The organism is Dermatophilus sp. B7861-1 (genome assembly GCF_058996045.1).
In genome coordinates this window covers 1-14,501 of the sequence record NZ_CM180082.1, presented here as the reverse complement: position 1 = coordinate 14,501, position 14,501 = coordinate 1, and the positions used below count along the sequence as shown (strand labels likewise).

The window sequence follows — 14,501 nt, the reverse complement described above, 5'->3', positions numbered from 1 at the left end:
AGGCGGGGCTTGAGTTTCTAGGCTCCCGCCTCACGTGTGTTCAGACTCGCCGCGCGGCGAGGTATTCGCTGATACGGCAGATGGCGTCGGTAAGGGTTTCTTCGTCGGGTAGGAAGGTAAGGCGGAAGTGGTCGGGGCGGGGCCAGTTGAAGCCTGTTCCGTGCGTGACGAGGATTTTTTTGGAACGGAGCAGGTCGATGACGAAGGTTTCGTCGTTGTCTATGGGGTAGATGTCTGGGTCAAGGCGGGGGAAGCAGTAGAGGGCTCCTCGGGGTTCAACGCAGCTCACTCCGGGGATCTCGTTGAGTAGGCGTGAGGCGAGTTTTCCTTGTTCGTAGAAACGCCCGCCGGGTTTGATGAGTTCGGTGATGGATTGGTATCCGCCTAGGGCTGATTGGATGGCGTGTTGGGCGGGCACGTTGGCGCACATGCGCATGTTGGCGAGGAGGGTGAGGCCTTCGATGAAGTTGGTGGCGTGTTCTTTGGGGCCGGAAATCATGACCCACCCGGCACGGTAGCCGCAGACGCGGTAGGCCTTGGAAAGTCCTGAGAAGGTGAGGCAGAGCACGTCATCGCCGGCATAGTGGGCTGTGTGGTGGTGAGTGGCGTCGTCGAAAAGGATTTTTTCGTAGATCTCGTCAGAAAAGATGGCCAGTTCGTGGCGTCGGGCGATATCTACGATGTTTTTGACGGTTTCTGCGCTGTAGACGGCGCCGGTGGGGTTGTTTGGGTTGATGAGGACGATGGCTTGGGTGTTAGGGGTGATTTTGGATTCGATGTCGGCCAGGTCGGGGTTCCAGTTGTTGTTTTCGTCGGCGAGATAGTGGACGGGGGTTCCGCCGGCGAGAGAGACTGCGCCTGTCCATAGCGGGTAGTCAGGTGCGGGTACGAGGATTTCGTTGCCGTCGTCGATGAAAGCGGATAGGACCATGCTGATGAGTTCGGAGACTCCGTTGCCGATGAAGATGTCGTCGACGTCGACGTGGTGGAGGCCTTCGGCTTGGTAGAACTGGGCGATTGCGGTGCGGGCGGAGTAGATACCGCGGCTGTCTGAGTAGCCTTGGGCCTCGCCCAGGTGGCGGATCATGGCGTTGGTGAGGGCGGGTGGGGCTTCAAATCCGAAGGGGGCGGTATTGCCGATGTTGAGCTTGAGGATTTTGTGTCCTTCGGCTTCGAGTCGTTCGGCTTCGACGAGGATGGGGCCGCGGACGTCGTAGCGGACTGATTGGAGTTTTTTGCTCTGGACGAATCGGCGCATGTGGGTCAGCTTCTCACTGGTGGATGGTTGTGGGAGGTGTTTAGGGGGTGTTCTTAAGGGTTGGTTTCTTCTTGGCAGGTGTGGTGGCTGTTCAGGGGAGGGTGGGTGCGATGGTGGGGCGGTTGGGTAGGAGGCGTTCGAGTTGGGCAGCGAGGGTTAGCAGGCGTTGTTCGTCGCCGCCAGGGGCGTAGAGCTGAATGCCGATGGGTAGTCCGTCGGGGGTGTAGCCGGCTGGGAAGGATAGGGAGGCGTGGCCGGTGGTGTTGGCGAGGGTGGTGAAGGCGACCATGGGTAGTGAGCGGATGAGTGCGTGAAAGCTGCCTGTGGTGTCAAGTTGTCCGAGTTTGGGGGGTGCTGTGGCGATGGTGGGTGTAATGACGATGTCGTATTCAGCGAAGCGTGTTTCGATGTCGGTGGCGAGTTTGGTGGCAGTGGTGTGGGCGTGTTTGAGCAGGGCCGGGGGGATGAGCCGCCCGGCATTAGCGGTGTGGCGGGTACGGGTTTCGAGGCGGTTGGGGTGTTCGACGCGTTTGCGTTCTTGGGCGAGGGCGTGGGCGAATTCGATGAGGTAGTTGGGTTGGTCATTGGGCCATCGCTGAGTGAGGTGGGTGATGGTGTGGCCTGCTTTGGCGAGTGTGCGGGCTACGTCGTGAACGGTTTTTGCGATGTGGCGCTCGACGTGGATGAGTGGATTGGCTGGGGTGGTGAGCCAGGCGATGCGTAGGCGCTGGGGGGCTTGGTTGGCGGCGTCGGTGAAGGTGTTGTAAGGGCGGGGTAGCGGGAAGGCGTCGTGGTCGCTGGGGCCGGCAATGATGTCGTAGACGAGTGCTGTGTCGGCAGTGGTGCGGGTTAGTGGTCCGATGGTTCCTAGTCGTCCCCATAGGTCTGGCCACGGGGAGGTGCTGACTCGCCCTCGTACGGGTTTGAGGCCGATGAGTCCGCAGCAGGAGGCCGGAATGCGGATGGATCCGCCGCCGTCGCTGCCGATGGCGAAGGGAACGCATCCGGCTGCGACTGCGGCTGCGGATCCTCCGCTGGAGCCGCCGGTGCTGTGGTGGGGATTCCAGGGGTTGCGAGTGTGGCCGAATGAAGCTCCTTCGGTCCATGGGAATTGGCCGAATTCGGGCATGTGTGTGGTGCCGAGGATGATGGCGCCTGCTGCTCTGAGTCGTGATACGACGGCGGAGTCATGTTGTGCAGGTGTGCTGTTGCCGTATCCGCCGAGAGTGGTGGGGATGCCTTTGATGTCGTGTTCGGCTTTGATGAGGGTGGGCACTCCTGCTAGGGGGAGGCTTGGGTCGATGGTCTCAGCATCAGCTAGCGCTTGCTCTCGTAGGAGGGTGTGGACGGCGTTGATGTGAGGGTTAGCGCGTTCGATGCGGGCTATGGCTGTTTCGGTGACGAGGCGGGCGGTGGCGCGGCCCTCGCGGATGGCTGCAATGGTTTCTGTGATGCTCCAGCGAGCCATTTCTTCGATGTGCGTGGGTTTTTCGGAGGCCATGTGCACATGGTGTCATCGTGGACGTGAAGAGGCTTTGTGCATGGAGAATTGTGGTGGCGTTCCCAGGCGCTCAAGATATTTGGTGACTTTGGCCGTCTTCACAAGGTCGGAGAAAAAGCAGCACCCACCAGCTGCTGATCTGTCAGCTACTGGTGGGCGGCGGTGGAGCCTAGGGGACTCGAACCCCTAACCCCCTGCTTGCAAAGCAGGTGCGCTACCAATTGCGCCAAGGCCCCGAAGCGAATTTCGCTTGGTCGAGCTTTTCAGCTCCGTACTAATCTTACGAGTGTTTTTTTACTGTGTGGGCAACTTGTTCCCACATAGCGTTTTCTGCGCTTCGAGTGCGCGCATGCTTCCACGTTACTAGACCGCCGACAGCTGCTGCGACTAGTGCGAGGTATCGATGCATGTGCACCTCTTGCTTATCCTGGACTACTTTGAGGTAGTCGGATTGAGTCACTCGGATACACAAGCAGGGCAACTCCATTATGTGGGAATTGCCCCGCTGTGTATCGTGGGCCTAACAGGACTTGAACCTGTGGCCTCTTCCTTATCAGGGAAGCGCTCTAACCGTCTGAGCTATAGGCCCTCAACAAGGTTTTACATTACCCGAATGTTGTCTCGGTTCCCAAATCGGCTGCGAACCACACAGGTACGCCCCTCCCATCGACTCTAAAGAACCAGTTCAGAGCCGCATCAGTCATCGACGAGAGTCACCTGCGCGCCACCAACCAGAGCAGCGCACATGTTGTAGATGAAAGCCACCACGGTCGCGATTGCTGTCAGCAAAATCACGTCAACCACGCCAAACACGATCGTCAAGGAGAGCACACGACCGAGGCTGAGAAATTCAACGAGGTTAAACCGCGCGTCTGCTTCTCCCCCTTGCTGCAAGTGCAGGCTCTCTACCGCAGCATTAATCTCTGCAAACACACCCATGCTGTTGAGCATTAACCACAGCGCAATCACAACGATGACCATGGCAATCCCAAATGCCACTGATAGCAAGAATGAGATCCGCATAACAGAGATCGGATCCACGCGCGCCAGCGTGAGCTTAACGCGCCGTGGATCTGCATCCCCAGGCGCAGCCGTAGGACCTATACGCCCTGCCGGGCGCGCACCAACTCGAACACCGCCTACTGTCATTGTGCGCGGTGCAGCGGCTGGCCCATTGGCTTGCCCCTTGGGATTGCTCATGCCTGACCTCCGTCATCGTCCTGCATCGTGGCAGCAGCCTCCTGGGCATGAGCGGATTCGGAGTCCTCTCCTCCTTCGGTACCGATGTCGGTCCTCGGCTGGGCCGGGTCGTGCATCGCCGCTAATGCTTCGGCGCTGTCCGTGGTATCGCCGTCCTCGATGGCTTCGACATCGGCTTCGGCAGCGGGCTCGGGGTTACGCGCCACCGCAACGATGGCGTCGTTTCTATCCGGCTTCGCGAACTGCACACCCATGGTGTTACGTCCAGTGCGTCGAACCTCGTCGACACGCGAGCGAACGACCTTGCCCTTTTCCATAACGACCATGACTTCTTCATTTTCACCAACGGTCAACGCACCAACGAGGTCGCCAGCCCGTTCACTCATCGAAGCAACTTTGACGCCTAAGCCCGCGCGACCTTTCACCGGATAGTCGGAGGCAGGCGTGCGCTTGGCAATACCGTTCTCAAACACAACAAATACGTCCGGATCCATGGCATCAGGAACTAAGCACATAGCTAGGAGTTCGTCTCCGGCACGGAATTTCATACCCGTAACACCGCTGGTGGCACGCCCCATCGGACGAAGAGTGCTGTTGTCCCCCTTAACCCGTAAAGACTGGCCTTTGCGAGAAACGAGTAGCAGGTCATCTTCATCATGCAAAGCGGTTACTCCGATGAGCTCATCACCATCGCGTAGGTTCACGGCGATCAGGCCACCCGAACGGGGCGAGTCGTACTCGCGCAAGTAGGTTTTCTTAATCAACCCCTTACGTGTAGCCACAACCAAATACGGAGCTACCTCATAGTTCGGGATCGCCAGCACAGCAGCAATACGTTCATCGGGCTGGAACTCGAGCAGATTCGCAACGTGCTGACCCTTCGAATCCCGCGCACCCTCAGGCAATTCATACGCCTTGATCCGGTATACCCGACCGAGGTTAGTGAAGAACAAGATCCAATGATGCGTTGTCGTCACAAAGAAGTGCTCAACGATGTCATCGCCTCGCAAGGTTGCTCCGCGAACCCCTTTACCACCACGTTTTTGTGATCGGTACTCATCGACTCGTGTGCGCTTGGCATACCCGCCGCGGGTGATGTTGACAACGACGTTTTCTTCAGGAATGAGGTCTTCCATCGAGACTTCACCGTCGTAGGGCATGATCTGCGAACGACGTTCATCGCCCCATTTCTCGACTGTCTCGGTCAGCTCCTCGGAGACGATCTGCCGCTGCCGCTCAGGCTTGGCGATGATGTCTTGGTAATCCTTGATAAGGGCGGCGAGTTCATCGTGCTCTTCAAGGATTTTCTGCCGTTCCAGGGCGGCCAAACGACGCAGCTGCATGTCAAGAATCGCGTTTGCTTGCAATTCATCAATGCTCAGTAGCCCCATCAATCCAGTTCGGGCTTCATCAGGCGTGGGCGAACGTCGGATAAGAGCGATCACCTCATCGAGCATGTCCAACGCTTTGAGCAGCGCACGCAGAATGTGCATACGTTCCTCGGCCTTGCGCAGACGGTACTTAGTACGGCGCAAGATGACGTCTACCTGATGGTCGACCCAGTGCCGAACGAATGCTGAAATCGGCAGCGTACGCGGAACACCGTCGACAAGTGCAAGCATGTTTGCGCCGAAGTTCGTCTGTAGTTGCGTGTGCTTGTACAAGTTGTTCAGTACAACTTTGGCAACTGCATCTCGCTTCAGCACAATCACCAGACGTTGCCCGGTACGCCCAGAAGACTCATCGCGAATATCGGCAATCCCCGACACACGCCCTTCTTTAGCTAGCTCCGCGATTTTTGTAGCCAACGTGTCCGGGTTAACCATGTATGGCAACTCGGTCACCACCAAGCATGTACGCCCTTGGATCTCTTCAACCAGCACACGCGCCCGCATGATGATTGACCCTCGGCCTGTGCAGTAAGCGTCTTCAATTCCTTGACGCCCCATGATCAAACCAGCCGTGGGGAAATCTGGTCCCTTAATAATGGAAATACATGCTTCTAAACGTTCTTCTTTTGTTGCGTCAGGATGCGCCAGCACCCATTGGGCTGCCTCGGCGACCTCACGCAAGTTATGTGGAGGGATTAAGGTAGCCATCCCCACAGCAATTCCATTAGACCCATTGACCAGTAGGTTCGGAATTCGTGCTGGCAGGATGTCTGGCTCTTGATTCTTGCCGTCATAGTTCGGCGAGAAGTCGACTGTATCTTCATGGATGTCACGAACTAGCTCCATTGCTAAGGGAGCCATCCGGCATTCGGTGTATCGCGCGGCAGCAGGGCCGTCGTTGCCTGCGTTACCGAAGTTTCCTTGACCGTCAATGAGCGGATATCGCATCACCCATGACTGGGCCAAACGTGCCAATGCATCGTAGATAGCCGAATCACCGTGTGGGTGATATTGCCCCATCACTTCACCGACAACGCGCTGACACTTGTTGTAACCGCGGTCAGGCCGGTACCCACCATCAAACATCGCGTAAATAATCCGCCGATGTACCGGCTTGAAGCCATCTCGTACATCTGGCAATGCGCGGCTGACGATCACGCTCATCGCGTACTCGATGTAGCTACGCTGCATCTCGGTGTTCAGGTCTACTGGCGCGACCCGGTCGTAGCCGGATCCAGCTGCCTCAACATCGACACCAGGAGGCTGTTCGTCGCTCACAACAAATCCTTCACAATCATGTTCGGGCGGAGATCGACACGATCACCAACGGGAAAGACCAACTGACATTTGTGGGTGGAAGCGGAAAACCAACGTTGAGAGCCGATCTCTGCCTCTGCCCCTGCGGTAATCGCTACGCGTCAAGGAACCGAACGTCCCGCGCGTTCCTCTGGATGAAGTCACGTCTTGACTCAACGTCTTCTCCCATAAGCACGGAGAAGATTTCGTCAGCTGCAGCCGCATCGTCGAGATTGACCTGGAGAAGCTCACGGTGCTCTGGGTCCATCGTGGTGTCCCACAACTCACTGGAGTTCATTTCTCCCAGACCCTTGTACCGCTGGATGCCATCTTTGGGCAGCCTCCAGCCGGCGCTCTTACCGGCTTGGAGCTGGCGGTCTCGTTCCTCATCGGAGAACACGTACTCGTGTGGATGGTTGATCCATTTGAGTCGATACAACGGAGGCTGGGCTAGGTATACGTATCCGGCCTCAATGAGCGGTCGCATAAACCGGAACAACAGTGTCAATAGCAACGTACGGATGTGCATACCATCCACGTCGGCATCGGCCATGAGCACAATTTTGTGATAACGCGCTTTCTTCAGATCAAAGTCTTCACCAATACCAGTACCAAACGCGGAGATCAATGCTTGCACCTCCATGTTGCTCATAATTCGGTCGATGCGAGCTTTTTCGACATTGAGGATTTTTCCACGAATAGGAAGAATCGCTTGATTAAAAGGATCGCGGCCATCTTTGGCAGATCCACCGGCGGAATCTCCCTCGACAATGTAGATCTCACTGACGGATGGGTCTTTTGATTGACAGTCACGCAGTTTTCCTGGCAGTCCCCCGGACTCCATCAGGCCTTTGCGCCGTGTTGCTTCACGCGCTTTACGCGCAGCTAGCCGAGCATGTGCAGCATTAATTGCTTTCTTGACAATCTCTCGACCTTCGTTTGGATGACGTTCAAACCAGTCGCCTAGGCCTTCTGTCATGGTCCCTTGCACGAAACCACGTACTTCAGAGTTACCCAATTTGGTTTTTGTTTGTCCTTCAAACTGGGGTTCGCCGAGTTTCACAGAGACGACTGCGGTAAGGCCTTCACGTACATCCTCACCGGTGAGGTTGTCGTCTTTGTCTTTCAGGAGGTTCTGAGCCCGCGCGAACCTGTTGACCAGATTGGTCAGCGCAGATCGGAATCCTTCCTCGTGTGTTCCGCCTTCATGGGTGTTGATCGCATTTGCGTAAGTGTGCACCGACTCGGAGTAAGCCGTTGTCCACTGCAAAGCGATTTCCACAGACATGGATCGCTCTGAATCTTCACGGTTGAAATCGATGATTTGTTCATGCACTGTCTCGCTGCGCTTACTGGAGTTCAAGTGCTGGACGTAGTCAACGAGTCCACCGTCGTAGCGATAGGTGATGACGACTGGTTTCCACACGCTTTCTGTGAGTTCGTCACTGCCCTCAGCGTCCTTGGGAACGGAGAGATCAGCTTCGTCTACAGCATCGTCGACTACTGATTCGTCGTGCTCTGGACGGCGTTCATCCGTAACAGAGATCGTCAGCCCTTTGTTAAGGAATGCCATCTGCTGAAACCGAGCACGGACGGTTTCGAGATCGTAGGTTGTGGTTTCGAAGATCGCCGGGTCAGCCCAGAAAGTGATCGTCGTTCCGGTTTCTTCTGCCGGTATCTCTTCCATTTCCTGCAGCGGCCCGGTGGGGACTCCATGTTCGAAGGCCATGCGGTACACATGGCCTTTCTGTCGAACTTCGGCTTCTAGTCGAGTGGACAGGGCGTTGACGACAGAGGACCCCACACCGTGAAGACCGCCAGAGACTTTGTAACCTCCTCCACCGAATTTTCCGCCTGCGTGCAGCTGGGTAAGCACAAGTTCGACAGCAGAGACTTTCTCCACAGGGTGGATATCAGTGGGGATGCCTCGCCCATCATCTTGGACTCGTACGCCTCCGTCGTTCAACAGTGTCACATCTACGCGAGTGGCATACCCAGCGAGAGCTTCGTCTACACAGTTATCGACGATCTCCCAGATGAGGTGATGTAATCCTCGCTCGCCTGTAGATCCGATGTACATGCCGGGGCGTTTACGAACCGCTTCCAGGCCTTCCAGGACGGTGATGGCGCTGGCATCGTAGGCAATGGATGTGTTTTCAGATGCAGGCAACGCCTCTGCACCGGTCACGGGTTCAGAGCTCGAGTCGGTCACAGGACTCCTCGGTACGCAGGCCGCTGGGGCGCGGGATCAGAACAGCTGACCACAGAGAAGCACGCATGAATGCTGCCCTCTCATACACGGTCGAGCATTCAGTCTACCTTCACTCCACAGCGAATATCGCAATGGGGCTCCCCTCAAGCCCTTGAGTCGCATTGAAACCCGAGACATGTGGGTGGGTATGCAGAAGATCTTTGCGGACCAGAGATCGGCTCAGGTCGCTTTAGTGAGTTCTTTGTGGGAACTTTATGGGGTGACGTGCCTTTTCGACTAGCCGTAAGTATCTCGAGGCCCTGGCCCCCGACTACGCCTTGGTCCTCGTTTCCAGGACGGCGCACTGGGCCCTGTTACCCGAATATTGGTGACTACTCCGTTACCTATCGCGTCATCAATGCGGGCCTGCAGTTGCGGAATCATGTAGGTCAGCTGCGTAGCCCACGCTGTTGATTCAGCGCGTACTACCAAAATTCCTTCTTCAAAACTCACCGGTACTGAATGTCGAGCAATATCGAGTCCAGCTACTGCTGGCCAGCTCCCCATAACCGACGCTGCGGAGACATCTTTGCGCCATCCGCGTGTTTCTATTAATCGGCCGAGTTCATCACCGAGAAGCTGTGGGTCTCGTCGATCGGGGCCAGCGGAGCTGGTTAATGGCTCGCTGTTTCTTCTTCGACGTTTCCGTGGAAGCATGCCAGGCCGAAGTCCTGCTTCACGGGCTGTATTTCGTGCGCGTGCCAGAGCTGCACGCGCGGCATCATCGCGCAGCGCGGAGTCTTCACATAAATCGGGTATGGGAGGTGTAGGCGCATGTTGATATACGCCTACACCTCGGAAAGATGAAACTTGACGAAAATATTTTTTCTCATTCATCTCGCACATTTCCGGCGAAGATATTAAGCGTTTTTCCCTGCAGTAGAGGAGGAAGATCCTCCTCTACTGCAGCGGTAATTAAAACTTGTTCAGCATCTTCGATCAGCTCCGCTAAACGTGCACGACGACGAGCGTCAAGCTCAGCAAAAACATCATCAAGAATCAGAACAGGATCTTCTCCGAGGTCATGGCGAAGAAGATGATAGGAAGCAAGCTTCAACGCGAGGGCAAAAGACCAAGTTTCTCCGTGCGAGGCATATCCCTTTGCAGGCATCTCCCCAAGAGAAAGCTCTACTTCATCTCGATGCGGCCCAAACAGGGTTACTCCCCGTGCGAACTCAGCTTGATGAGATCCTTGCAAGGATTCAAAGAGGGCCTGTTGTAAATCTTCCACATCAGGAGTCTCGTTAGAATTAATGAGGGAAGAAACTTTAAGAGAGTGTTCTGAGGTAAGACTTGTTCTATACGTAGCACGCGCGAAAAAGTTTTCTGTTTCGTCTTCAGAAATTGAAGAATAAGCGTCCTTCAAACGGGGAGAGAGATCGTGAAGAAGCCTGAGACGCGCATACATAAGTCGCCCACCTAACCCCGCAAGCTGGTCATCCCATATAGATAAAGTCGACTCAAAATAAGGATCTTTTGGATAGCTAGTTTTTCTTCCACCTCCACCAAGGGACACAGCTTTCTTCAATAAAGCATTACGCTGCTTCAAAGCTCGAGCGTAGTCTCCTTGAACTGACGCCCATTTGGGCTGCCGCGCAACAAGAAGCGTATCTAGAAAATCACGTCTTCCAGATGGATCACCTTTAATAATCGATAGATCCTCTGGGGCAAACAAAACGGTCCTTACGTTCCCCAGAATGTCTCTAGGACGCGACACTTGAGTTCTATTAATCCCAGCTTTATTTGCGCGACCAGGAATAATGTCAACCTCAACAGTGGTACTGCGCCCTCTTTTACTAACAGCTGCCCTGATGACGCTATGATCTGCGCCGAATCGAACAAGTGGACCGTCACTGGCGACTCTATGTGATCGAAGAGTTGCGAGGTATCCGATAGCTTCGACTAGATTTGTCTTACCTTGACCATTGGGGCCAACGAGAAACGTGACTCCTGGCTTGAGGGAAACATCTGTGGAGATGTAGTTACGAAAGTCTGCAACCCATAGATGTGTGACGTGCATAATCCACTTTCTTATGAGTTTTACTATCGGAATATTGTTACAAAATAAATTAAATGGTGGAGAGGATCCCCCTCCCCACCATTTAATAAAGATCAGTTAGTAAAACGCACTGGCATGAGTACATATCGGTACGAAGAGTCACAGTCACCATCTGCTTCTCTTTGACCGCTGAGAACTGCTGGCTTACCAGGCTGAGTGAAAGCAAGTCTGGTAAAGGGAGATGAAACAGCGTTAAGCCCATCGATCAGGTAAGTCGGGTTGAAGGCAATTTCGATGTCAGGCCCAACTAACTGACACTCAACCGCTTCGCTAGCCTGTGCATCCTCTCCTGTCCCCGCATCGATGCTCACTTGTCCATCAACGAATCGAAGACGAACGGGTGTGTTTCGTTCTGCAACAATGGAGACTCGCTTGACAGCTTCGATAAGCACTTGAGTATCCACAATTGCTTCGGTATCGACGCTATTAGGGAAAATCGCTGAAACTTTGGGATAGTCGCCATCGAGAAGGCGACTAGTTGTGCGACGTTGCCCTGCATCAAAGCCAATAAGGCCGTCACCTCCAGCTGCTTCCCCAAGGGCAACCGAAACCGAGCCAGATGCCCCTAGAGATTTTGCTGTGTCGGAGAGCGTCCGAGCAGGAACAAGAACAACGGCGTTAATGTCCTCATCATCAGGACGCCAAGTCAGCTCACGCATGGCCAAGCGATAACGATCTGTAGCCAACAATGTCATGCGCTCACCGTCGACCTCCATGCGAACACCCGTAAGAATGGGAAGCGTATCTGAACGATCAGCAGCAACACTGACCTGGGCTACTGCATGAGTGAAGACATCACCAGGAATGTGACCGCTCGGCTCAGGAGATACCGGGAGTGTGGGATATTCTTCCACGGGCATTTTTAGCAAGGAAAAACGACTAGATCCACAAGCGACAGAAACTTTATTTCCGTCAGTAGTCACATCGACGGGTTTTCCTGGAAGTGTTTTTGAAATATCTGAAAGCATTCGCCCTAAAACTAATGCTCGGCCTGGTTCATGCACATCTGCCTCAACAGTTATACGTGCAGATACTTCGTAATCGAACGCAGATAAAGTCAATGACCCGTCAGCATCAGCTTCGAGAAGAATTCCGGCTAGAACCGGCGTAGGTGGACGGTTAGGCAGGCCACGAGCTACCCAAGTGACTGCTTCAGTCAGCACGTCGCGCTCTACACGGAATCTCACAGTCACCGCTCCTCAAACTCAACACAGCGCGTGGGGCCACATCAATGAATCCACTTCGGTGGCCATGGTCGTTTCGGTTTCAGGCTTTCGACTCGAAACGGTTTGACACATCGATGCTAACCACTTTGGAGCCTGCTCTTCTCCCAAAGTGGCCCAAATTTTGGAACTTGACCTAGTCGGGCCACCTGCCTCGAGGTGCTTCCGTACGCAGTCGCGCATAACTAGAGGTATAGGTTCATCGTCTTAATAGGCCCTGTGGATTTTGTGGATTTCCTCGATATAACCAGGTCAAGAGCCCTTAAGGGGTGGGGATCTTGTCTGTGGATTTTTAGTGGATGACCTATACGACCCTGTGGAAACTCTCACTGCATCCACACTGCATCCACAGTCTTGTATCTATCTTTCCTCATGCAATACGCACTTCTCCCCAGGGTTACCCACTGATTTATCCACAGGGAAGAGTAGAAAATCTTCACAAGATATCCCCAATCTTGTCCCCAGTTGTGGATCCAACAAGGCAGGTCAAGGGCTAATTAGATCCGCAGTGGATTACGAAAACGATTACTCTCCTGACTTATGAACAAGTATGTGGATAAGTCAGGAGAGTCCCCTTGCAGTGGAGAGTAGCAACTCTTCAACCCCTAAAATCCGACCCAAAAAGGATGAAAAATATTTGAAGAGTCAGTGTGGTGGTGTCTGTTTTTCGCGCGTGTCGCTGCCTACGTGCCAGTGAGGCACTGCGAGGGGGTTGGGAGATGACGTCATCTCCCAACCCCCTCGCAGGTGAAACTAGGTCGTCTAAGTGGACTGTTGAGATCGGATACGCGTGGTTAGCTCTGTTACCTGGTTATAAACAGAGCGCCGCTCTGCCATGAGCTGCCGGATCTTCTTGTCTGCATGCATGACAGTTGTGTGGTCACGCCCACCGAACTGCTGGCCAATTTTGGGTAGAGAGAGCTCAGTCAGTTCACGGCAAAGGTACATAGCAATTTGACGAGCATTGACGAGAGTGCGTGACCTAGAGGCACTGCACAGATCATCAATAGTGAGGTCAAAGTACCCAGCTGTTTGCGCCATGATTGTCGCAGCTGTGATCTGACTGATTTGTTGATCAGGCATGAGATCACGCAAAACAATTTCTGCTAGCCCGAGATCCACTTCTTGTCTATTTAAGCTGGCGAAAGCAGTTACGCGTATGAGCGCTCCTTCTAGCTCACGAATGTTGCTAGATATCCGACTCGCAATGAATTCAAGAACTTCGTCAGGAACTTTTAATTGTTCCTGACGTGCTTTTTTTGAAAGAATCGCGATTCGCGTTTCTAAATCTGGCGGTTGGACATCAGTAAGTAAGCCCATTTCGAACCGAGACCGCATGCGCTCTTCGAATCCAGAGAGCTGCTTTGGTGGAACATCGGAAGTGATGACTACTTGCTTATTGGCATTGTGTAAAGTGTTAAAAGTGTGGAAAAACTCTTCCTGAGTTTGCATTTTTCCTGACAGGAACTGAATATCGTCAATAAGTAGAATATCAGTTTCGCGATAACGGCGCTGAAAGCTGCTAGCGCGATCATCGCGGATTGAGTTGATAAAATCATTTGTGAATTCTTCAGAGTTCACATATTTAACTCGAACTTTTGGGTAGAGATTCTGTGCGTAGTGGCCTATCGCATGCAGCAGGTGTGTCTTGCCTAGGCCTGAATCGCCATAGATAAAAAGCGGGTTATAAGCTCGAGCTGGGGCCTCAGCGACAGCCACTGCGGCCGCATGAGCAAAACGGTTACTAGAGCCAATCACGAATGTGTCGAAGGTGTATTTAGGATTGAGATGGTCGCCACCTGAATCATTTGTTGTTTGATTCTTGGTGTTACTTCCTGCTGGTTTACGTGGCCTGTCTGGTCCAGAATCGTGATGAGCAGTTTCCGTGGAAACAGTATCTGCCACCCCCCCAAAGCGTTCTTGAGCGGCAGCAGAAGTTGCGGGAAGCGAATTGTCTCTGCTGGTCTTGCTTGAGGAATGGATATCTTCAATTTTCCAACTGTCGTTTTCGCTGTACATATCAAGAGTTGGCTGACTCGATTCCTCGATAGCTCCACGAATAGAGGAATCTACTGTTACTGCGAGGCGAATATCACGGCCAGTTTCCCGCGCTAGGGATTCCGTAAGAGACTCGCGAACGCGTGTCTCCACAATGTCTTTAGTGAATTCATCAGGTACAGCAATGATTGCGGTTGAGTCGAGAATTCCAACCAACGCACATTGTGCGACGAAAGCTCGTTGCGGAGCAGGGATGCCTGCTTCCTGCAGAGAGTGCAGCGTCGCCGTCCAGATCCGGCTGGTGTCGCTTTGTTTTTCCGACAC

General features: G+C 54.0%; 10 protein-coding genes and 2 tRNA genes. All 12 read right to left on the bottom strand.

Annotation, left to right across the window (positions count from 1 at the left end; all coding sequences use genetic code 11):
- Nucleotides 1–40: 40 nt before the first annotated feature.
- Nucleotides 41–1,258, bottom strand: coding sequence for a pyridoxal phosphate-dependent aminotransferase (locus AC2T9U_RS00060; protein ID WP_493696205.1), 1,218 nt, complete (start codon nucleotides 1,256–1,258; stop codon nucleotides 41–43).
- 91 nt (nucleotides 1,259–1,349) lie between these two features.
- A complete protein-coding gene (locus AC2T9U_RS00055) occupies nucleotides 1,350–2,759 on the bottom strand; it encodes an amidase (protein WP_493696204.1) in 1,410 nt (469 codons plus the stop codon).
- Between the two features lie 163 nt (nucleotides 2,760–2,922).
- Nucleotides 2,923–2,995, bottom strand: a tRNA-Ala gene (locus tag AC2T9U_RS00050).
- Nucleotides 2,996–3,039: 44 nt separating this feature from the next.
- The gene (locus tag AC2T9U_RS00045) at nucleotides 3,040–3,168 is read right to left on the bottom strand and encodes a DLW-39 family protein (RefSeq protein WP_243894191.1); all 129 of its coding nucleotides are present in this window, start codon (nucleotides 3,166–3,168) and stop codon (nucleotides 3,040–3,042) included.
- A gap of 106 nt (nucleotides 3,169–3,274) precedes the next feature.
- A tRNA-Ile gene (locus AC2T9U_RS00040) sits at nucleotides 3,275–3,348 on the bottom strand.
- Between the two features lie 107 nt (nucleotides 3,349–3,455).
- Nucleotides 3,456–3,800 carry a DUF3566 domain-containing protein gene (locus AC2T9U_RS00035; RefSeq protein ID WP_231935422.1) on the bottom strand — a complete coding sequence of 115 codons (345 nt, stop codon included), beginning with the start codon at nucleotides 3,798–3,800 and terminating at the stop codon, nucleotides 3,456–3,458.
- 155 nt (nucleotides 3,801–3,955) lie between these two features.
- Nucleotides 3,956–6,541 (bottom strand): DNA gyrase subunit A, encoded by a 2,586-nt coding sequence (gene gyrA, locus AC2T9U_RS00030; RefSeq protein ID WP_493696962.1) that lies wholly within the window; start codon nucleotides 6,539–6,541, stop codon nucleotides 3,956–3,958.
- Nucleotides 6,542–6,761: 220 nt separating this feature from the next.
- Nucleotides 6,762–8,858, bottom strand: coding sequence for a DNA topoisomerase (ATP-hydrolyzing) subunit B (gene gyrB / locus AC2T9U_RS00025; RefSeq protein ID WP_208304170.1), 2,097 nt, complete (start codon nucleotides 8,856–8,858; stop codon nucleotides 6,762–6,764).
- A 276-nt stretch (nucleotides 8,859–9,134) separates the two neighbouring features.
- Nucleotides 9,135–9,554 carry a DciA family protein gene (locus tag AC2T9U_RS00020; protein ID WP_258553268.1) on the bottom strand — a complete coding sequence of 140 codons (420 nt, stop codon included), beginning with the start codon at nucleotides 9,552–9,554 and terminating at the stop codon, nucleotides 9,135–9,137.
- 172 nt (nucleotides 9,555–9,726) lie between these two features.
- A complete protein-coding gene (gene recF, locus AC2T9U_RS00015; RefSeq protein WP_493696203.1) occupies nucleotides 9,727–10,917 on the bottom strand; it encodes a DNA replication/repair protein RecF in 1,191 nt (396 codons plus the stop codon).
- Nucleotides 10,918–11,009: 92 nt separating this feature from the next.
- Entirely contained in the window at nucleotides 11,010–12,143 is a 1,134-nt protein-coding gene (gene dnaN / locus AC2T9U_RS00010; RefSeq protein WP_115031988.1) for a DNA polymerase III subunit beta, read from the bottom strand.
- Between the two features lie 798 nt (nucleotides 12,144–12,941).
- Nucleotides 12,942–14,501, bottom strand: coding sequence for a chromosomal replication initiator protein DnaA (gene dnaA, locus AC2T9U_RS00005; RefSeq protein WP_493696202.1), 1,560 nt, complete (start codon nucleotides 14,499–14,501; stop codon nucleotides 12,942–12,944).

What these genes read in the sequence shown, in the direction of transcription:
- AC2T9U_RS00055 (WP_493696204.1), bottom strand. Translation starts at nt 2,759, where the DNA reads ATGGCCTCCGAAAAACCCACGCACATCGAAGAAATGGCTCGCTGGAGC.
- gyrA (WP_493696962.1), bottom strand. Translation starts at nt 6,541, where the DNA reads ATGCAGCGTAGCTACATCGAGTACGCGATGAGCGTGATCGTCAGCCGC.
- AC2T9U_RS00020 (WP_258553268.1), bottom strand. Translation starts at nt 9,554, where the DNA reads ATGCTTCCACGGAAACGTCGAAGAAGAAACAGCGAGCCATTAACCAGC.
- AC2T9U_RS00060 (WP_493696205.1), bottom strand. Translation starts at nt 1,258, where the DNA reads ATGCGCCGATTCGTCCAGAGCAAAAAACTCCAATCAGTCCGCTACGAC.
- recF (WP_493696203.1), bottom strand. Translation starts at nt 10,917, where the DNA reads ATGCACGTCACACATCTATGGGTTGCAGACTTTCGTAACTACATCTCC.
- AC2T9U_RS00045 (WP_243894191.1), bottom strand. Translation starts at nt 3,168, where the DNA reads ATGCATCGATACCTCGCACTAGTCGCAGCAGCTGTCGGCGGTCTAGTA.